Origin of the sequence: Shewanella aestuarii (assembly GCF_011765625.1) — a bacterium.
In the GTDB taxonomy this organism is placed as follows: Bacteria; Pseudomonadota; Gammaproteobacteria; order Enterobacterales; family Shewanellaceae; genus Shewanella; species Shewanella aestuarii_A.
Genome location: NZ_CP050313.1, coordinates 2,843,803 through 2,864,931 on the forward strand (window position 1 = coordinate 2,843,803; position 21,129 = coordinate 2,864,931).

15 protein-coding genes and 2 pseudogenes are annotated in these 21,129 nt (G+C 40.4%); 7 read left to right on the forward strand and 10 right to left on the reverse strand.

Annotated features, from left to right (window positions below):
* Positions 1-245 precede the first annotated feature (245 nt).
* From ispH to murJ, 6 genes are all read right to left on the reverse strand, one after another.
* Entirely contained in the window at positions 246-1,205 is a 960-nt protein-coding gene (gene ispH / locus HBH39_RS12490) for a 4-hydroxy-3-methylbut-2-enyl diphosphate reductase (protein ID WP_167678748.1), read from the reverse strand.
* Positions 1,206-1,215: 10 nt separating this feature from the next.
* A complete protein-coding gene (gene fkpB / locus HBH39_RS12495) occupies positions 1,216-1,659 on the reverse strand; it encodes an FKBP-type peptidyl-prolyl cis-trans isomerase (RefSeq protein ID WP_167678750.1) in 444 nt (147 codons plus the stop codon).
* Positions 1,656-2,174 (reverse strand): signal peptidase II, encoded by a 519-nt coding sequence (gene lspA / locus HBH39_RS12500; RefSeq protein ID WP_167678752.1) that lies wholly within the window; start codon positions 2,172-2,174, stop codon positions 1,656-1,658. The genes fkpB and lspA overlap by 4 nt, the downstream gene beginning before the upstream one ends.
* 12 nt (positions 2,175-2,186) lie before the next feature.
* On the reverse strand, positions 2,187-5,009 hold the full coding sequence (gene ileS, locus HBH39_RS12505) for an isoleucine--tRNA ligase (RefSeq protein WP_167678754.1): 2,823 nt from the start codon (positions 5,007-5,009) through the stop codon (positions 2,187-2,189).
* A 31-nt stretch (positions 5,010-5,040) separates the two neighbouring features.
* The gene (ribF, locus tag HBH39_RS12510; protein WP_167678756.1) at positions 5,041-5,976 is read right to left on the reverse strand and encodes a bifunctional riboflavin kinase/FAD synthetase; all 936 of its coding nucleotides are present in this window, start codon (positions 5,974-5,976) and stop codon (positions 5,041-5,043) included.
* 225 nt (positions 5,977-6,201) lie between these two features.
* Positions 6,202-7,767 carry a murein biosynthesis integral membrane protein MurJ gene (murJ, locus tag HBH39_RS12515; RefSeq protein WP_167678758.1) on the reverse strand — a complete coding sequence of 522 codons (1,566 nt, stop codon included), beginning with the start codon at positions 7,765-7,767 and terminating at the stop codon, positions 6,202-6,204.
* A gap of 257 nt (positions 7,768-8,024) precedes the next feature.
* On the opposite strand from murJ, the gene rpsT reads away from it, so the two are divergent.
* Complete coding sequence (gene rpsT, locus HBH39_RS12520; RefSeq protein ID WP_167678760.1) at positions 8,025-8,291, forward strand: 30S ribosomal protein S20; 267 nt, start codon at positions 8,025-8,027, stop codon at positions 8,289-8,291.
* Between the two features lie 157 nt (positions 8,292-8,448).
* On the opposite strand, the gene HBH39_RS12525 is transcribed toward rpsT, so the two are convergent.
* A complete protein-coding gene (locus HBH39_RS12525) occupies positions 8,449-8,745 on the reverse strand; it encodes an ArsR/SmtB family transcription factor (protein ID WP_167678763.1) in 297 nt (98 codons plus the stop codon).
* A gap of 134 nt (positions 8,746-8,879) precedes the next feature.
* On the opposite strand from HBH39_RS12525, the gene HBH39_RS12530 reads away from it, so the two are divergent.
* Positions 8,880-10,310, forward strand: a complete 1,431-nt coding sequence (locus HBH39_RS12530; protein WP_167678766.1) for a M20/M25/M40 family metallo-hydrolase — start codon at positions 8,880-8,882, stop codon at positions 10,308-10,310.
* An 83-nt stretch (positions 10,311-10,393) separates the two neighbouring features.
* Here the strand turns inward: HBH39_RS12530 and yaaA are convergent, their stop codons facing one another.
* Both yaaA and HBH39_RS12540 read right to left on the reverse strand, forming a co-directional pair.
* Positions 10,394-11,170, reverse strand: coding sequence for a peroxide stress protein YaaA (gene yaaA / locus HBH39_RS12535; protein ID WP_167678768.1), 777 nt, complete (start codon positions 11,168-11,170; stop codon positions 10,394-10,396).
* 123 nt (positions 11,171-11,293) lie between these two features.
* Positions 11,294-12,729 (reverse strand): annotated as a pseudogene (locus HBH39_RS12540) (alanine/glycine:cation symporter family protein).
* Positions 12,730-13,237: 508 nt separating this feature from the next.
* Here HBH39_RS12540 and HBH39_RS12545 point away from each other — a divergent pair.
* The 5 genes and pseudogenes from HBH39_RS12545 (at position 13,238) to HBH39_RS12565 (ending at position 20,331) form a co-directional block, all read left to right on the forward strand.
* Positions 13,238-15,604, forward strand: coding sequence for a phosphoketolase family protein (locus HBH39_RS12545; RefSeq protein WP_167678771.1), 2,367 nt, complete (start codon positions 13,238-13,240; stop codon positions 15,602-15,604).
* 337 nt (positions 15,605-15,941) lie between these two features.
* Positions 15,942-17,045 carry an OmpA family protein gene (locus HBH39_RS12550; protein ID WP_167678774.1) on the forward strand — a complete coding sequence of 368 codons (1,104 nt, stop codon included), beginning with the start codon at positions 15,942-15,944 and terminating at the stop codon, positions 17,043-17,045.
* A gap of 303 nt (positions 17,046-17,348) precedes the next feature.
* Positions 17,349-18,302, forward strand: a complete 954-nt coding sequence (tal, locus tag HBH39_RS12555; protein WP_167678776.1) for a transaldolase — start codon at positions 17,349-17,351, stop codon at positions 18,300-18,302.
* A 15-nt stretch (positions 18,303-18,317) separates the two neighbouring features.
* Positions 18,318-19,951: pseudogene (gene pgi, locus HBH39_RS12560) on the forward strand (glucose-6-phosphate isomerase).
* A gap of 194 nt (positions 19,952-20,145) precedes the next feature.
* The gene (locus tag HBH39_RS12565; RefSeq protein ID WP_167678779.1) at positions 20,146-20,331 is read left to right on the forward strand and encodes a DUF3545 family protein; all 186 of its coding nucleotides are present in this window, start codon (positions 20,146-20,148) and stop codon (positions 20,329-20,331) included.
* Between the two features lie 80 nt (positions 20,332-20,411).
* Here the strand turns inward: HBH39_RS12565 and HBH39_RS12570 are convergent, their stop codons facing one another.
* Entirely contained in the window at positions 20,412-20,987 is a 576-nt protein-coding gene (locus HBH39_RS12570; protein WP_244325650.1) for a hemerythrin domain-containing protein, read from the reverse strand.
* Positions 20,988-21,129 lie beyond the last annotated feature (142 nt).

Genomic DNA, 21,129 nt, shown 5'->3' on the forward strand with positions numbered 1-21,129 from the left:
ACGCTTAAAAATCTTTAACTTAGCATTATAAAACTCAACAATACTAACTGACAATTCATCAACATTCCAGCAGGTTTAAAGCAAACTTTTATAAACAAAAAATCTAACACTTAAGTATAGCTTGTTTACAAGCAAGCACAAAAAAACCCAGTATGCTTAGTACTGGGTTTGTTTAGACAATCCTAACACAATTGTGTGGTTTTTGTTACAACTTTATTCTGCAGCTATAACTGCTAATAAAGTCATTATCTTAGTTCTGCAGGTACCGCAAAAACGACATCTTCTTTACGTCCTTCAACTTCAGTGATCACACTAGGCGCATGATTAGCTATTGCATTTACCACTTGCTGCACTAAAACTTCAGGCGCAGATGCACCAGCGGTAACAGCAACCTTACTAACGCCTTTAAACCATGCTGAATCTACATCTGCTGCAGTATCGACTAAGTAAGCTTCAGTACCCGACTTTTCAGCTAACTCACGTAAGCGATTTGAGTTTGAGCTATTTTTAGAGCCCACTACAATTAATAAATCAGCATCTACTGATAAATTACGCACTGCGTCTTGCCGATTTTGAGTTGCGTAACAGATATCATCTTTACGCGGCCCCTCGATTGACGGAAAGCGTTTTTGCAGCGCTGCGATAATATCTAACGTATCATCAACAGATAATGTTGTCTGGGTAACAAAGCATAAGTTTTCAGGGTCTTTAACGACTAGCTTATCAACGTCTTCTGGGGACTCGATTAAGTAAACACCGCCCTCTGGGTTATCGTACTGACCCATTGTGCCTTCCACCTCAGGATGCCCTTCGTGACCAATTAAGATGCACTCAACTCCTTTTCTACTGGCTCGCGTCACTTGCAAATGTACTTTAGTGACTAACGGACAGGTGGCATCAAATACTTTAAGTCCACGTTTTTTAGCTTCTTTACGTACAGCTTGCGATACGCCATGAGCACTGAAAATCACAATACAGTTATCAGGCACTTGATCTAGCTCTTCCACAAATATCGCGCCGCGATCTTTTAAATTTTGTACCACGTAACGGTTATGAACCACTTCATGTCGTACATAAATCGGGGGCTCAAATAACTCAAGAGCTCGCTCAACAATACTGATAGCACGATCAACACCAGCACAGAAACCGCGCGGGTTGGCTAATAAAATGCTTAATTCAGCAGAAGTAGGGTCAACTTTAAGCATAAAATACCTTTTACTCAGTCATTACTTTAACAACATCTAATTCAAAAGTAATATTGTGTCCTGCAAGTGGGTGGTTTAAGTCCACGGTAATTGAATCGCCCAAGGTCTCTCGCACAATGCCTGGAATTTCACTGCCACCTGGGCCTGCAAAACTCACGATAACCCCAGCTTCAAGCTTCATATCTGCAGGGAAGCGACTTCTATCCATATGATGAATTGCATCAGGATTTGACTCACCAAATGCATCTTTCGCCTTAAGGGTAAAAGTATGCTTATCACCTTCTTTTAGCGTTTTAATTTGCGCTTCAAAAGCAGGGCTCAAACTGTTATCACCCAGGTTTAATCTGGCTGGTTTACCTGATGCTTTTGTACTATCAGCGGTTGAGCCATCTTCTAACAAAATATTCATATGGCAAACAATGGCCTGAACATCTGCTTTATTTAAATCGGTCACTTTGTTTGCTCCTGCTCTGATTGAGCAACATCGGGCTTAAAGGCTTCCCAAATAATCAATACAGCACCGATAAAAATTGCTGAATCGGCAATATTAAATGCTGGGTAATGGCTAGTTTTCCAATAAAAATCAATAAAGTCGACAACAAAACCGTGCATTAAACGATCAATAAGATTGCCCAGTGCTCCACCGATTATCAGTGTATAGGCTATGTTGGTACGCAATAGTTGATGAGATTGCTTGCGTAACCAAACCGTTAGTATTGTACTAAAGCCAACCGCAATGATGGCAAAAAACCAACGTTGCCAGCCACCAGCTTCACTTAAAAAACTAAAGGCTGCGCCATAGTTACGCACATAAGTAAAATTAAAAAATGGCAGCAATTGGATTGATTCATATAACTCAAAATTATCCAATACCCATTGTTTTGATAGCTGGTCGGCAAAAAATACCAACACAGCTAACCAATACCAACGCAAGCCACTGTCTTTCCAAGTTAATGGAGCAGAACTCATAGCGCTTTTCCCTTATGCAAATTCGCGTTGTTCACCTTCACCCTCAATATTTGTCACACAGCGCTGACATAATGTTGGGTGAGATTCAATGGTGCCAACTTCTTCGCGGTGATGCCAACAACGTTCACACTTGTGTGCTTCGCTTTTCACAACGACTAGCTTAAGGCTTGTTAATTCAGTCTCGACAGCGTCTTGTGGCGCGGTGCTGATATCAGCAACTAACGCTTTAGATGTCAATAAAACGAAACGTAATTCATCATCTAGTTTGGCAAGTTCAGTTGCTAATGCTTTATCTGCATACAAAGTAACTTCAGCTTCTAACGATCCACCAATACGCTTATCACGGCGTGCTTGCTCAATCACTTTATTCACTTCGTTACGCACTGATAATAATTGCTGCCAGTAATCATCACTCAAATCGGAATCAAGAGTGACTGACTCAAGACCTTGATACCATTCTTGAGTGAACACATATTTTTCACGTTCACCTGGCAGTAACTGCCAAATTTCATCAGCAGTAAAGCTAAGAATTGGAGTGATCCAACGAACCATCGCTTCAGCAATATGGAATAAAGCCGACTGACAACTACGGCGTGCATTACCATCTTGCTTAGCGGTATATTGGCGATCTTTAATGATGTCTAAGTAAAACGCACCTAACTCAACTGAGCAGAACTGCATTAACTTTTGGGTCACTAAATGGAAATTATATTGTTCATATGCGTCAATAATTTCATTTTGTAATGCTTCAGTACGACGAAGAACCCAACGATCTAAAGCCACCATATCTTGTGGTGCAACCATATCGGTTTCAGGGTTAAAGCCATTTAAGTTAGCCAATAAGAAACGCGCAGTATTACGAATACGTCTATACGCATCTGCACTGCGATTCAAAATCTCATCAGAGACTGTCATTTCACCACTGTAGTCAGTAGCCGCAACCCATAGACGTAAAATATCGGCACCTAACTTGTTGGTCACTTGCAATGGTGCAATGACGTTACCGATAGATTTAGACATTTTGCGACCTTTACCATCAACGGTAAAACCATGGGTTAACACTTGCTTATATGGCGCTTTGCCATTCATAGCCGTTGAAATCATCAAGGATGACATAAACCAACCACGGTGTTGATCGCTACCTTCTAGGTATAAATCAACTTCATGGCCTTGAAATTCAGGTCGTGATGCTACCACAGATGAGAAGGTTGAGCCTGAGTCATACCATACATCTAAAGTGTCCGTTACTTTACGGTATTGAGCCGCATCTTCACCGAGTAGTTCTGAATCATCTAAATCCCACCAAGCTTGAATACCTTGCTGCTCTATTCGATGTGCAACACGCTCCATTAGCGCGACACTATCTGGGTGTAACTCTTCAGTTTCACGGTGTACAAATAGTGTAATGGGCACGCCCCAAGTGCGTTGACGAGAAATACACCAATCTGGACGGTTCTCGACCATTTTTTCAATACGGCTTTGTCCCCAATCAGGCAACCACTGAGTTTTGTCAATTTCCGCTAACGCTTGGGTGCGTAAGCCATTGTTATCCATTGAGATAAACCACTGCGGTGTTGCGCGGAAAATGATTGGAGTTTTGTGACGCCAGCAATGCGGGTAACTATGACGGTACGCAACATGGTGAACTAAAGCGCCTTTTTCTTTCAAAAGCGCGACTACATTATCATTCGCTTTGAAGACATGCTGACCGGCAAAAAATTCAGTGTCAGCCTTGTAAACACCATTATCACCAACAGGGTTAGCCACTTCTAAACCGTACTTTTGACCAACAACAAAGTCATCTTGACCATGACCTGGGGCGGTATGAACAATACCCGTACCCGCATCCGTGGTAACGTGATCGCCTAAAATAGCCGGTACATCAAAGTTTAAAAATGGATGTTTGAAACGGGTTAGCTCAAGCTCAGCACCTTTAATGTTAGCTAAAACCTTATGCGACTCAAAAGCATAACGTTCAACACATGATTCAACTAACACTTCAGCCAGAATAACCGCTGCAGTAACACCGTCTTTGGTGTATTCCACTAAGCTGTAATCTAATTCAGGGCTTAATGATAAAGCACGGTTGGCTGGTAACGTCCAAGGTGTTGTAGTCCAAATAACCATCGAAACTGGGTGCGAATAATGCTCGACACCAAATTTAGCTGCTATTGCTCCGCTATCAGTGGCTTCAAAGGCAACATCAATCGCAGGCGATGTCTTATCTTCATACTCAACTTCCGCTTCAGCCAGTGCTGAACCACAATCAGTACACCAATGAACAGGTTTAACACCTTTATGCAAATGACCACTTTCAATCACTTTAGCAAGTGAACGAACAATATTCGCCTCAGTCGAGTAGTCCATGGTTAGGTATGGGTTTTGCCAGTCACCAAGTACACCAAGACGAATAAAGTCATCACGCTGACCGTTTACTTGCACAGCGGCATATTTACGACATTCTTCACGAAACTCTGCAGCAGAGATTTTTTGACCTGGTTTACCCACCTTTTGTTCTACTTTCAACTCGATTGGTAAACCGTGGCAATCCCAGCCAGGAATATATGGTGCGTCAAAACCTGACATGGTTTTAGACTTGATAATGATGTCTTTAAGGATTTTATTAACTGAATGACCAATATGAATATCACCATTCGCATAAGGAGGGCCATCATGCAAAATGAAAGGCTTACGACCACTGCGGCTGTCGCGAATGTGTTGATACAGCCCATCTTGCGTCCAGCGGTTTAACATGTCTGGTTCGCGATTAGCTAAGTTACCACGCATCGGAAACTCAGTTTCCGGCAAATTCAAAGTCAGTTTATAGTCGCTCATTTATCCCATACCATTGTTTAAGCTAATTAAATCAGCTTGCATCAAAGCTGAATAAAGCCTTAGCTTCATTCGCGTCATTCAAAATTTGTTTTTTTAGTGCATCCAATGACTCAAAAGGTTGTTCGTCACGGATTTTAGCCACTAATTCAACTTCTACTCGTTTACCATATAAATCACCAGAAAAATCAAGCAAATGAACTTCTAGCTGGCAAACTTGGCCTTGCACGGTTGGTCGGTAACCAATATTTGCAACACCTTCATAAATATCACTATCTTGCCAATACAACTTAACCGCAAACACACCTCTTACAGGAACAACTTTACGTTTTAAGGCGATATTAGCCGTTGGAAATCCAATCGTTCGACCAATTTTTTGGCCATGAGCAACTTTGCCACTCATGATAAAAGGATGCCCTAATAATCGACGAGCCTGCTCAAGATTACCGAGTTGTAATTGCTGTCGCACTAGGGTTGAGCTCACTCGTTGCGTCCCTACCAGAAAGCTTTGTGTGCTTACCACGGTAAAGCCGAACTCTTTTCCAGCTGCGACCAACATGTCAAAATTACCTTCACGACCTTTACCAAAGCAAAAGTCATCTCCTACTACGAGATATTTAACCCCGAGTTTTTTGACTAATAACTCTTCAATAAACTCATGGGCAGGTTGATTAGCAAAGGATGCTGTAAAATTAATACACAGCAGCCGATCAATATCCAACTCATCAAGTAATCGTATTTTATCGCGTAACAAGCTTAATCTAGCGGGGGCACTATCACCTTTGAATAACTCTTGCGGCTGAGGTTCAAAGGTCATAAGCGTTGCGGGTAACTGAAAATGATGCGCTTTACTTATCAAATTGCGGATCACTTCAGCATGGCCACGATGAATGCCATCAAAATTGCCAATTGTCAGCACACACCCATGATGTTCGGGCAATATATTGTGTATACCGCGGATTAATTCCATTACGCCATTAATTCCCTAGCCATTCGATTAGTGCAAATTTGTCTAGCTGACTGTCGATTATAAATCGGCAGATTATATACCCAAAACCTTACTCACTTAAACCCACTCACGCTATTAAGGCGTTATATTGTCCAACTAATCATAATATCGGTAAACTTATGTACATATAACAGTCCAGACAGCTCATTAAATCTGCAGCATTAATCATTAAAACAAATCACGCCATTATGGTTTAACCACAGGCTTCATCTTCCAAGGCCTGATCCCCAGCAGCAGTAATGCAATCAAATAACTCCCCGCACCAGCAACAATGAGCATGATCAATGACAACATTCTCTGGCTAAGCTCCCAAGATAACCACTGTGCTTGCTCAGGTAAGATGAACAATACCCCTGTGACCATCACAGCCGTGGCTGTTGCAACTTTTAAAGCAAATATTAATGTCCCACGACTTAATTGATAAACGCCTGCTTTATGTAGACCACGATAAAGTAAACTCGCATTCAATAAAGCAGATAAGGATGTTGCAATCGCTAAACCAACATAGCCAAAAGGAATGGCAAATATTAAGTTGAAAACCATATTGCTAATCATTGCGATAATGCCAAATCGAACAGGAGTTTTAGTATCTTGCCTAGAGTAATACCCTGGTGCCAGCACTTTTATTAACATAAAACTCAGCAAGCCACAGCCGTAAGCAATCAAACTGTACGAAGCCATTTCTACATCATTCAAACTAAAGGCACCGCGCATGAATAGCACCATTAACATAGGCTGAGCCAAAATAATCAAGCCCAGCATAGCTGGGGTACCCAACAATAAAATGGCTTTAACGCCCCAATCCATTGTTTGACTAAAGCCCTCCCCCTGAGCATTCACATGTTTCTTAGATAAAGCAGGTAAAATAACCGTCGCAATGGCAATTCCAAACAAGCCCAAAGGGAATTCTAATAATCGATCAGAATAGTAAAGCCAACTGATTGAGCCCGTCATCAGAAAGCTAGCGATAAAGGTATCGAACAATAAGTTAATTTGTGAAACCGATACCCCAAATAAAGCGGGGATCATCAAAGTACGAATTTTCACAACCCCAGGATGGTTCCAGCCCCATGAAGGTTTAACTAAAGCACGCTCTTGGATCAAAAAAGGAATTTGAAAAAGGAATTGGATTACACCACCTGCAAATACACCCCATGCTAATCCGATTTCAGGGTTCTCCATGTTAGGCGATAAAAACAAAGCAAAGGAGATAATTGCAATATTAAGAAAAACAGGCGTAAACGCAGAAACCGCAAAACGCCCTCGAGTATTCAAAATCGAGCCGGCTAACGCAGTAAATGTAATAAACCATAAATAAGGAAAGGTGATTTTTAGCATTAATGCCGCTAGGGTAAACTTTTCGGCATTAGGGCCATCTTCTAACCAATCAATAAACCAGCCGCCACCGAATAATGCCGCTAGTATCGGAGAACCTATCACCCCGACCAAAGTAACAAGTGTCACCAGTCCCCCTAAAGTACCGGCAACTTTACTGAGTAATTCTCGAGTCTCTTCAGGAGATTGACGCTCTTGGTATTCAGTTAATACCGGAACAAATGCTTGCGCAAAAGCACCTTCAGCAAATAAGCGCCGTAAGAAGTTGGGAATTTTATTAGCAAAGAAGAAAACATCCGCACTACTGCCCGCTCCCATCAGGTTGGCAACCACTACATCACGCACTAAGCCCAATACTCGAGAAATCAATGTCATAGAACTAACAATGACACCCGATTTAATTAACTTTTTACTCAATTGGCCCCCTAGAGCGCTTCCATACAAAATAATTTAGTGGGATTTGTAGCAAATATTCTAATCCAACACTGTCACATACGCGCAAGAGCTGGTAGAATTGCGCCACATTTTACACGAGTGGGTTGAAGATAAGCACGCCCGATTGAAATATTTATCTTTATGTAGGTATTTCTTTCATAGTCGTTGACAAACGAACTAAAAGCAGGCATATTCCTCGGCCTTTAAAAGTATCAAATCCAGTTTTTAGGAGTTGCACCTTGGCTAATAGCAAGTCTGCAAAGAAGCGCGCGCTTCAGTCTGAAAAGCGTCGTCAGCATAACGCAAGCCGTCGCTCTATGTTACGTACATACGTTAAAAAAGTTATCGCTGCTATCAAGAGCGGTGACCACAAAGCGGCTACAGAAGCATTCGCGGTTGCACAACCAATCGTTGACCGTATGGCGACTAAGGGCCTTATTCATAAGAATAAAGCTGCTCGTCAAAAGGCACGTTTAAACGCTAAAATCAAAGCTCTTGTAGCTTAATTTTAACGATTATTTTAAAAAACCGGCTTAGGCCGGTTTTTTTATGTCTGTAATTTAAGCTTATTTTTGCATTTCAGGCACAAAAAAAACCTTAATCGCTTAGATTAAGGTTTAACTTTTTGCTTATCGTTGTTTTAGTTTTTAATGACAGTAACTTTTAGTGACAGTACATTTTATTTAATACTTCAATAAGCTCTTTCACTTCATCGCTTTTTAATGAGTAAAAAACTGTTTGTGCTTCTTTACGTGTACAAACTAAATTATCTTTTCGTAACCACGCTAAGTGTTGAGACAAGGCAGACTGGCTTAAACCCAATTTTTTATTCATTTCACCGACACACATCTCACCATCGTTCAATAAGTGACATAAAATAAACAATCTGCGCTCATTGGCTAACGCTTTAAGCAACACAACAGCATGATCGGCTTGTTGTTGCATTTTTTCAATATTCATCACTCGTAATACTCTCCTCATCGAACCTCTGACTAATATAGCGTTCCCTTACAAATAGAGTCGGGACATAAAGCACACTTTTTGGTAGATTGTCTGAAAAAATGAGACTTAGTTAGAATAATTGAAGGAAACTCATGAAAGACTATAAAAGCACAGCCTTATGTGCCCTAATATTGGTTGGATTATTTGGCTGCCAACAAACAACAAATGACCCCAAACCTCCTGAATTAGTGGTCAATAATTCCGCAGATGCACAAATAAGTCTGCAACTAGCCAAGCAAGCACTCAACTCCAATTTGGCTTATGACATCGTTGAATCCTTGACTGTCGAAATCGGCCCTCGTTTAGCGGGTAGTGATAAAGATTTAATGGCCGTAGATTGGGCCATGGAAAAACTGCGCTCGATGGGATTTGATAAAGTGTATAAAGAATCGGTTCAAGTTCCCGCTTGGTCTCGAGGAAAAGCAGAAGCCAGTATCGTGGCGCCGTTTCAACAACCATTGGTAATTACAGCATTAGGCGGCAGTGTTGCCACACCAACTAATGGGATTACCGCCCCCATTGTTCGCTTTGACTCTTTGGCTGCACTAAAGTTAGCTGAACCAAGCACAGTTAAAGGTAAAATTGTGTTTATCGACCATATTACAGAGCGTCATAAAGATGGCAATGGTTATGGGGTAACTGTTGGAGGTCGCTCTAAAGGAGCTGTTGAAGCGGCAAAAAAAGGCGCTGTTGCTGTTGTTATTCGTTCGATAGGAACAAATCATGACCGTATGGCACATACTGGCGTAATGCGCTATCAAGACGACGTAGCTAAAATTCCTGCTGCGGCAATGTCATTCCCTGATGCAGAACTAATTAACGGTATGCTCAAGCGGGATCCAAACATTATGATGTCACTCAAAATGTCGTCAGAAAACCTTGGGATAGCGACGTCTTACAACGTAATAGCAGAAGTAACAGGCAGCAGTAAACCAGAAGAATTAGTGTTAATCGGTGCACATTTAGACTCATGGGATGAAGGCACAGGCGCTATTGATGATGGCGCAGGCGTGGCAATCGTTACAGCTGCTGCAAAGCTCATTCAAGACTTACCTCAAAAACCTGCTAGAACAATTCGCGTGGTATTGTACGCGGCAGAAGAAGTAGGCCTAATCGGTGGTAAATCTTACGTTAAGCAACACGCTGATGACCTCGAAAAACATTATATTGCAGCTGAATCTGATTTTGGTGCAGGCCCAATCTATCAAATCGACTTTAATGTCGCTCCAGCGAGCTTTAGTCAAATTCAACATCAAGTGTCTTCGATGACACTAAATGGTGTTGCACTGGGTAACAATAAAGCCTCTGGTGGGCCGGATGTATCAATGATGCCAAGCCTTGGCGTACCGGTTGCATCACTCAGACAAGATGGGACTGATTATTTCGATTATCACCATACGCCAAATGATACCTTGGATAAAATTGATCCTAAATCACTAGCCCAAAATGTGGCAGCTTATGTGCAATTTGCTTATATGATGGCGCAATCAGACGTTGAATTACGTCCACTTACTCAGCAATAATTTCTTTTAAAACAACAATGCCCTTAACAAATTAAGGGCATTTATTTATCTCAACTTAGTATTTAACCAACCCTGCCAGTTATTTAGTTTTGCTCTTCTCGCAAGAATACTGGTGAATCATCACAAGAAAGTTCCTCACTGTAGTAGTAACCTTCTAAATCAAACTGCTTCAATTGCTCAAGAGTTTTAGGCTGGTTGTCAATAATGTAACGCGCCATTAATCCACGGGCTTTTTTTGCATAAAAACTAATAACTTTATACTGACCTTTTTTACAGTCTTTGAATACTGGGGTAATTAACTTGCCTTTAAGTTGTTTTGTCTTCACTGACTTGAAGTACTCGTTTGAGGCAAGGTTGACAATAATATCGTCACCTTGTTCCGCAAGCGCTTCATTCACCGCCTGGGTAATGCTATCGCCCCAAAATGCATATAAGTTAGTTCCTTCAGGATTGACTAATCGGGTCCCCATTTCTAAGCGATAGGGCTGAATAAGATCTAAGGGTTTAAGCAGACCATATAAACCAGACAATATGCGTAAATGCTGCTGGGCTGATTGCATTTGTGTTTCAGATAAACTGTCCGCATCAAAACCGGTATAAACATCGCCACGAAAAGCAAAGATAGCCTGTTTAGCGTTATCAAGAGTAAACTTGGGTTGCCACTGTGCAAATCTGGCAGCATTGAGCCCGGCAATCTTGTCGCTAACCTTCATCAAACTCGCAATCTCGACAGGTGTAAGCTCGCGACAAACCTCTATTAAAGAAGCACTCTGTTCTAGCAGCGTAGGCTGGGTAAATTCTTGTGTAATCGGTGGGTTTTCAAAATCTAATGTTTTGGCAGGTGAAACTAAAACCAGCATGATTAACTCCTTTATTCTGATAAAGTCATCATACTTTAGTGACAAAAAAAAACCATGCTAATCCAGCATGGTTTTTTCGATTACGTTAACGCACATTTTCAATGCATTATATCGTTCTACTGTTTATGACTTATGTTTTGCGGATCCATCAGGCCAAATCTTCTCTTCTAATTGTTCTGCTAACTCCGGAAACTTACTGGTATCAAATACGGGATCTTTACCAGCGTTAACTTGCTCGCGATAATCATTAATCACTCGAATAGCCAAACCAGAGAGTAATGAAATTGCGACAATATTCACCAAGGCCATTAAGCCCATTGAAACGTCGGCTAAATCCCACACCAAACCAATTTTAGCCATAGCACCAAACATTACCATGCCTAATACAATCAATCTAAAAATGGGTAACGCTTTTTTACTATTACCTGATAAAAACATCACATTGGTTTCAGCATAAGAGTAGTTTGCGATAATCGAAGTAAAACAAAATAACAGAATTGCCGCAGCAATAAATCCGCCGCCCCAACTGCCAACATGCGAAGATAAGGCATTGATTGTCATACCAATACCCTCACCAGAGCCAGCTGCGTCACCCGATAGTAAAATAATTGCAGCTGTCGCGGTACAAATCACGATGGTATCGAAAAATACCCCATCATTTGAATATAACCTTGTGATGCAGGATGATTAGGATTAGGGGATGCACTAGCTGCAATATTTGCTGCACTACCCATACCCGCTTCATTTGAAAACAAACCACGTGCGATACCAGCTTGCATAGCTTGCGCAACACTATAAGCGATGGCACCACCAGCTGCTTCCTGCCAACCAAATGCGCTATTGATAACGAGCATAAATACGCTAGGCAGCTCGGTTACATTCATCATTACAACGACAAATGCCATAAAGATATAAGCCAGTGCCATCACGGGTACAATAAATTCCGAAACCTTAGCAACTTTCTTTAAACCGCCCATGATAACGATACCGCTAAAGGCGGTGATCCCAATCCCGACATAAAGCGGATTAAAATCAAATACCGTCGTCATTGCGCCAGCAATAGTATTCGCTTGAACGGCATTAAACACTAGACCAAAACAGATAATGAGTAGAATGGAGAATAAAATCCCCATCCAACGCTGACCAAGACCTTTCTCCATGTAATAAGAAGGGCCGCCGCGATATTGTCCATCCACATCTTTAACTTTATATACTTGAGCAAGTGTCGATTCGATCATTGCTGTAGCCATACCTAAAACAGCAATAGCCCACATCCAAAAAACAGCCCCCGGCCCTGCAACGCCAATCGCAAAGGCTACGCCAGCCATATTACCTGCACCGACACGGGCAGCCATACTGGTACAAAATACTTGGAAAGATGACAAGCCACTTTTTCCGGGTCGACGACTTATAGAAAGTAACTTAAGACCATGTCCAAACTGGCTAAACTGAATAAAGCCTAGTCTAATGGTGAAATACAAGCCTGCACCCACTAGTCCGTAGACTAATAATTTGCCCCATAAGAGGTCATTTAAAAAATTAACGATCGTTTCTAACATTGCCATAATACTTGTCTATTCCTTTGGAATAACTTTATTTTATGCTTGTCATTGATAAATCAGCGTAACAACTACAAAATAAAATTATTTTAATTGATTGATTGTTATATGTTTTTATAATTATATGATTAAATATTATTAGTTTAATTGAGCATTATACCTAAACAAATCACTAACTCTAATTTAGTTTGTGTTGATAATAGGTGATTCAGGCTGCATTTTTAACAGTGCTCAATTTAAAGCTTCCGCAAAGTATCATAGCGAGATCATTTTTATAGCCGATCTAGATCACAAAAATTCATCCCCCCACCAAATCACTAACATTCAGTATGGCAAATCATAAAAACTAAGATACAACCCTCATCCAAATTCCAACATTAACAATATCTTATTTACCACTTAAAAGCATAAAAGTTAGATCTTGCCCACATTATTAACAACAAAACAAGAATACAGTGTTCTCACTAGAAGGCTAATAATCGAATAATCAAACTGTAAAGGGGTTAAGATGACAACTAAAAATGAAATTGAAGCACTGAAAAAATTTGTTAGAGCGACTAACTTTTTAGCCACCTCGCAAATTTATTTAAAGCAAAACGTGCTCTATAAACGTAAATTGGAACATGCTGATATTAAGCCACGTTTATTAGGCCATTGGGGAACCTGCCCTGGAATCAATTTTGTATATGCCAATATCAATCGCCTTATCGTTAAACATAAACGCGAGTTCCTATACCTAGTTGGCCCAGGTCATGGTTTTCCAGCCGTCCAAGCAAACCTTTTTGTTGAAGGTTCATTAAGCCACTTTTACCCTGAGGTTATTCCCTATACAGAAACCGGCATTGAAGACATTTGTAAAAAATTCTCTGCGGCATATGGCTACCCTTCTCATGCAAATCCAGAGGCTCCGGGACAAATTTTGGAAGGTGGAGAGTTAGGCTATTCATTGTCAGTGGCTTGGGGAGCGGTACTTGATAACCCAAACCTAATTGCAACCTGTTTAATTGGCGATGGTGAGTCTGAAACGGGCCCATTAGCCGCATCTTGGTATGCAAACCGACTAGTCTCTCCAGCAACGAATGGCGCAGTATTACCAATTGTTCATATCAATGGTTATAAAATTTCTGGCCCAACAAGAATGGGACGCATGAGCCATGAAGAACTCGATCTTGAGTTTCGAGGTTTAGGATACGCGCCAATTATTGTTGATGATGCAGATAGTGAAGACATCTATGAGCAAATGATAAACGCCATGGATAAATCCTATGAAATGATTAATGACATTCAACAACGTGCTCGTGGCGGTGAAGATGTTGTTAAGCCACGATGGCCTGTTATTTTGATGCGAACAGCAAAAGGTTGGACTGGCACCAGTGAATTTGATGGAGTTAAACTTGAAGGTAACTGTGAATCTCACCAAGTAATCGTTAATCACTGCGCTACTGATAAACGCCATTTAGATGCTCTAGATGCTTGGTTAGCAAGTTACAAGTTTGATGAACTCTATAAGCTTAGTCCGGAAGGAGGTTTAATCTTTGATGATGAAATCAAATCACTGATCCCCCCAAAAGAACTATGCTGCGGTCGCCAACGTCTAAGTTATGGTGGAGAAGTAGTACGCGCCCTTGCTAACCCTGATTTAAACAAGCTGCACTATGGCCCTGAAGTGCCAAGAGGACAACGTGGTTACTCAATGCTTAAAATGGGTCAGTGGATGCGTGATGCATTTAAGCTGAATCGAGATCAAAAAAATCTACGAATTTTCAGTCCAGATGAAACCTATTCAAATCAATTACAAGCAGTATTTGAAGAAACCACGCGCGCTTGGCAATGGCCTATTGAAGAGTGGGATCAAGATATGTCTCGCGATGGAAGGGTGATTGAGCTGCTGTCAGAAAACCTATTATTTGGTATGTTGCATGGATATACGGTTACCGGTCGCCATGGTATGTTCCCAACTTATGAAGCGTTTTCACAAGTGATCTCATCAATGGCTGATCAGTACTGTAAATATGTGCACGCTAGCCAAGGGATCCATTTCCGCAAGCCTATACCATCTTGTAACGTGGTGCTGTCATCTTTACTTGAACGTCAAGATCACAATGGTTACTCGCATCAGAACCCTTCTTTCTTAGGCGCCATGTTAGAAAAGCACCCAGATATTATTTCAGCTTACTTACCTGCTGATGCAAACAGTACCTTGGTTTATACTGAAAAAGCCTTTGCTGATAGGGACAAGCTTAACATCATTGTTGCAGGTAAAAAGTCATTACCACAATGGTTATCTTTAGATGAAGCTCGCAAACAAGCTGAAGACGGGGTAATGGTTTGGGACTTCGCCTCTGATGATAATCCAGATGTGGTACTTGCTGGTTGTGGCGACTACGCAACACAAGAATGCATGGCTGCATTAGTATTAGTGCGTGAATTATTACCCAGAGTCAAAGTGCGTTTTGTGAGTGTATCCGAGCTACACAGCAGTGGTTTAGGTAGCCTTAAATTCCAAAGCAAGCCTTGGATAATGGACGAGATTTTCACCGAAGATAAAGGTGTGGTCTTTAATTATCATGGCTATCCAAACACCATCAAAAAATTAATTTTTGATTACAAAGGTAGTCGTCGGTTCCGTATCAAAGGCTATGAAGAAGAAGGTTCGACGACAACACCATTTGATATGGGTGTCCGTAACGGAACATCACGTTACCACTTAGTGATCGATATGGCATACAAGTTATTCCAACAAGGTGTCATAGATGAAACTCAACATGTAGCTATTACAACAGATATGCTGCAAAGATTAGTCGAACACCGTAATTACATTAAAGCCAATGGTGTTGACCCAAGTGAAATTGAAAACTGGGTTTGGACGCGATAATTTAATCGCCAATACGATCTAACCAGGTGATAAAAACGTCTTTAGTGGGCGTTTTTATCACTTTACACAGCAAAACAACAATATTTACCGTCAAGCTACAATCTCCCACTTAAAAACATCAAAATTTATACAACATACAAAATACTGACGATATCGTTTATTTAACAAGTTTTTGTGAATTTTTACCTTTTACTATGGCGAATCATAATATTAACTATCATAATTAGTGCGCTGGCGACTAAACCAAAGGATCACCACGCTAAGGGTCAGCAATGTGTGGTAATAACAATTTACTCACACACTTGTTGGTGGAGTAAAAATAACAATGGACTTATTTATGATGAAGAACACTTTAAAAGTAGTATTACTCACCTCAATGTTACCTCTTGCAGCAAATGCCGCAGAAGAATTAACACCTTGGTACATTGGTGCAGGTTTAGGTGTAAATAATTACGAACCTAATTGCGACCAAAAAACAATGAAAATTTGTCACGACGACTCTCCATATGCTTGGGATGTACTAGCAGGATATTTATTCAATGATTACTTTGGTATAGAACTCGGTTACCGTGCTCTAGGGCGCGCTCAATGGGTAGATTACTCCAATAAATTAAATGATGTCGGCGCTGATGGAATGACATTAGGTTTAGTGGGCTTTTACCCATTTGCCAATAAGTGGTCATTCTCAGCAGAAGCTGGTGCAATGAGCTATATCATTTCAAACAAAAAGCAGTGGAATACAGAATATTATAGCGATAATGGTATTGCGCCGTTCATTGGTGCTGGTATCGGTTATAATTTTACTGATAACCTTAAGCTTCAGGCAAAATATCGTCGTTATGAGAATTTAGATGAAGATAAGTGGAAAACACTTGAATTAGACAGTAACTATTGGGGACTTGAACTTAGCTACCGTTTTGGATCAAACAAACCAACTGCTGCAGCGGTTGCACCTGTAGTTGCACCTGTAGACTCTGATAATGACGGCGTAAATGATGATGTTGATCAATGTCCAGCAACGCCAAGCACCCATAGAGTAGATGCTAATGGTTGTACCATTTACGAAGCCATCACTGAACAAAGTGATGTAGGTGGTATTTTATTTGATAACGATTCTTCTGTGATTAAGTCAGCTTCTTATTCTGATATAGAAAAACTAGCTAACTACATGAAGAAAAATCCTGAGTTTACTGTTGTTATCGAAGGTCATGCTTCTAATGTCGGTACACCAGATTACAACATGGATCTATCAGAGCGTCGTGCTCAAGCTGTAGCTGAAGTATTAACATCAAAATATGGAATAGAATCTAGCCGTGTTAAAGCTGTAGGTTACGGTGTGACTAAACCAATCGTTGAAGGTAATACACCAGAAGCTCATAAGCAAAACCGTCGTATTGAAGCGATAGTAACAAAGACAGAAAAACGAGCTGTGCTAAAATAATTTAATTATTTTTAAGTTTCATAAAAAGTCGCTGATTTCAGCGACTTTTTTATTTTGTAAACAATATTACAAACCGCTACCACGTTGATATGTTAACGCTACCAGTGGCATTGTTGTCATTCAACAATAGCCTTTGTCAGTGTTTCAATTGACTAATTACAACAATAAAAAGCATATTATGAGTAAAAAGATACTATTTTTCGTAATTTTTTTACAAAATCAGTTGGAATACAGGTTAAAATCGCTTCTAATATCTTAAAATCTATTGATACATTGTTTTTGCTTATCGAGAGGGAACGTTCCATGGCCAACGCACTCGCGCAACTAAAATCATTCACAACTATTGTCGCAGACACTGGAGATATTGAAGCGATTAAACGCTATCAACCAGAAGATGCCACCACCAACCCATCACTTATTTTAAAAGCAGCACAAATTCCTGAATATTCCTCTTTAATTGATAATGCCATTGCATGGGCTAAAACCCAGAGCAATGACCAAGTTCAACAGATTGAAGATGCAGGTGATAAATTAGCTGTAAACATCGGCGTAGAAATATTAAAAATTGTTCCTGGTCGTATTTCTACCGAAGTTGACGCACGTCTTTCTTTTGATAAAGAGAAGTCTATCGCCAAAGCGCATAAGCTGATTAAGCTTTATAAAGAAGCCGGTATTGATAAATCTCGCATCTTAATCAAACTTGCTTCTACTTGGGAAGGTATTTGCGCCGCCAAAGAGCTTGAGCAAGAAGGAATTAACTGTAACCTCACTTTATTATTTAGTTTTGCACAAGCACGTGCCTGTGCCGAAGCGGGTGTATACCTTATTTCGCCATTTGTTGGCCGCATTCTCGATTGGTACAAAAAAGATACTGGTCAAGATTATGCTGCACACACTGACCCAGGTGTTGTCTCGGTAACGGAAATCTACAACTATTACAAACAACATGACTATAAAACGGTAGTTATGGGTGCGAGCTTCCGTAACATCGGTGAGATCATCGAACTCGCTGGCTGTGACCGTTTAACCATTGGCCCTGCCTTACTAGAAGAATTAGCTAATACTGACCTCGTTGTTAGCCAAAAGCTGAAACCAACTTCATCTGCCTCTACCAAGCCAATTGCTCTAACTGAAGCCCAATTCCGTTGGGAATTTAATGAAGACCCTATGGCTGTTGACAAGCTAGCGGAAGGAATCCGTAACTTTGCTATCGATCAGGGCAAATTAGAAGTTATGTTGCAAGAGAAACTAAACTAACCAAGGAAGGATTTGATGACTCAACTCACTAAATCAGTAACTTGGCAACAGCTTGTAAAAAATGCAGCTGAGTTACCACATATGCGGGAATTATTTGCTCAAGATGCTACTCGTTTTGAGCAAATGCATGTAAAAACCTGTGGTTTGCTATTAGATTACTCTAAAAATCGCGCGAACAATGAAACCCTTTCACTGTTATTTAAGCTGGCTAACGAAGCAAACTTATCTAACAAAATTAAAGCAATGTTCTCTGGTGAAATCATTAACAACACAGAACATCGAGCAGTGTTACATACCGCGCTCCGAAGCCGACCAGAACAATCCATTTTAGCTGACGGACAAAACATTGTTCCTGAAGTACAACAAACCCTTGCCAAAATGCGTGCGTTTGTTGAAAAAGTGCAAAATGGCGAATGGAAAGGCTACACAGGTAAAGCAATTACCGACATTGTTAGCATCGGTATTGGTGGCTCATTTTTAGGCCCTAAAATTGTTACTCAAGCTTTGCGTCCTTATTGGAAAGATCTCAACTGCCATTTTGTTGCCAATGTTGATGCAAGTTCAATTTGTGAAAAGCTAAAAGGCTTAAACGCCGAAACCACATTATTTGTGATGTCTTCAAAATCTTTTGGTACACAAGAGACATTAACCAATACCCTTAGCGCCAAAGACTGGTTTTTGTCTCAAGGAGCAAGCCAGCAAGATATCGCCAAGCATTTCGTAGCGGTAACCTCAAATGTGAGCAAAGCGACCGAATTCGGCATGGATGCAGACAACATATTCCCCATGTGGGATTGGGTTGGTGGTCGATACTCCTTATGGTCAGCTATTGGTTTACCTATCGCCTTAGTTATTGGCATGGATAACTTCAGCAAATTGTTGTCAGGTGCGTTTGAAATGGATCAACATTTCCAACAAACTCCGCTCGAACAGAATATGCCAGTGATCATGGGGTTACTTTCAGTACTCTATAGCAACTTCCATGGTGCACAATCACACGTTATCTTAACTTATGATCATTACTTACGTGGCTTACCCGCCTACTTCCAACAATTGGATATGGAAAGTAATGGTAAATCAGTTACCCTCAATGGTACCCAAGTTGATTACAGCACTGGTCCTGTTATTTGGGGGGTGAAGGGACGAATGGCCAACATGCATACCATCAATTGCTGCATCAAGGTACAGCATTAATTCCAGCTGATTTTATAATGCCGCTTCAAAGCCATAACCCTTTAGGCGAGCATCACAATCAACTAGCCTCTAATTGCTTTGGTCAAACACAAGCATTAATGCAAGGTCGTACTTACGAAGAAGCATTAGCAGAAATGAGTACTTCGGTTATTGATGATACTCAAAAGCAATTAATTGCCAAACATAAAGTGATGGCGGGGAATAAGCCTAGCAATACCCTATTAATGGATAAGCTAACGCCTGAAACATTAGGCTCTCTGATTACGCTATACGAGCACAGAACCTTTGTTCAAGGCGTAATTTGGCAAATTAATTCATTTGACCAATGGGGTGTCGAATTAGGTAAAGTACTTGGTAATGATGTGCTAGATCGGATAGGTGCAGATAAAGATGCCGATGAGCTCGATTCTTCAAGTAATCATTTAATAAATTTATATCGTCGCGGACAGATATAAACACTAAAAAGCCAGCATTTGCTGGCTTTTTAGTGCTCAACTTATTACTTATTTAGCACGCCATACTCTTCGGCAAGTTTCATTGTCACAAAAACACCACCTCGCATTAACACCAGTGAAACATAAGTGTTGCACCCTATAACTGAAATATGATACTTATTTGCATAGACATCATAATAACAAAGGAGGTTACCATGGATCGATTAGACTATGGTGGTGCGTTAGACGAAGTTGTTGAAAGACCAAGCCGTACAAAAAGTTCTAACAAAAAGCGTAAATGGCGGGAGATAGAAGCAATTAAGGATAAACAGCGTTTACTAAAAGAATTACAAGAAATCGATGATTCTTTTGATTTTGATGTTAACACCCTAATGTTGTAGTTGCACTAAATTTGAATATTTATGCAGCAACCAAAATTAAAAAAGAGCGCTAATTGCGCTCTTTTTATTGTTAAAAGAAGCTAGCGTTTCTTATCCACTCTTGCGATATGCTCACGTAACTCTTCAAAAATCACATTATCATTGTCACTAAACAGTGGATCATCTACCAGTTTTGTATAACAAATCTTTTCAATAGCTTGCCAATCGTCTTCGTCTAAGTGCTGAGCAAATTGAGGGAAAAGAAGCTTCTCCTCAAACTGCATATGAGCAAGTTGAAGTTGGGTGTAATTAACTAAGTCTGAAATCAGTTTTTCTCTTGAAATTACCACATCTGACAGAATCATATTCAAGCTATACATCAATGAGCTAGTCGCCTGCGTTATTTTATCGTGCTCACGATGTAGCTGATCGTTACTTTCCAATGGCTTACCTATGTTTGCCATCTTTTTGACATAATAATCATAAGTAATATCTTCAAGTGGGTGATGACTATGCTCGGTATATCCTTGCATATACTCCACAATATCCCTAATTAAGTTGAAATTAACAGCCTCTCCTTCTGCTAAACGGATATGTTTGCCAGTGAGAATATCCAACAAAATAGCAATATGTTGATGGTCACGCTTTAAACGTTTAAGCATAGTCTTCTCCGTCATGTGTTCCTAACAGTTTAAATCTTAGTCGAAAAAATACCACTATTTCCCAATTTACTATATTGAGAAATTATATTTATGACCAAGATCATGCTTCAGTTCAAATAACCTCTAACAGATCTAAAAAAATAAAAGCACTACTAGG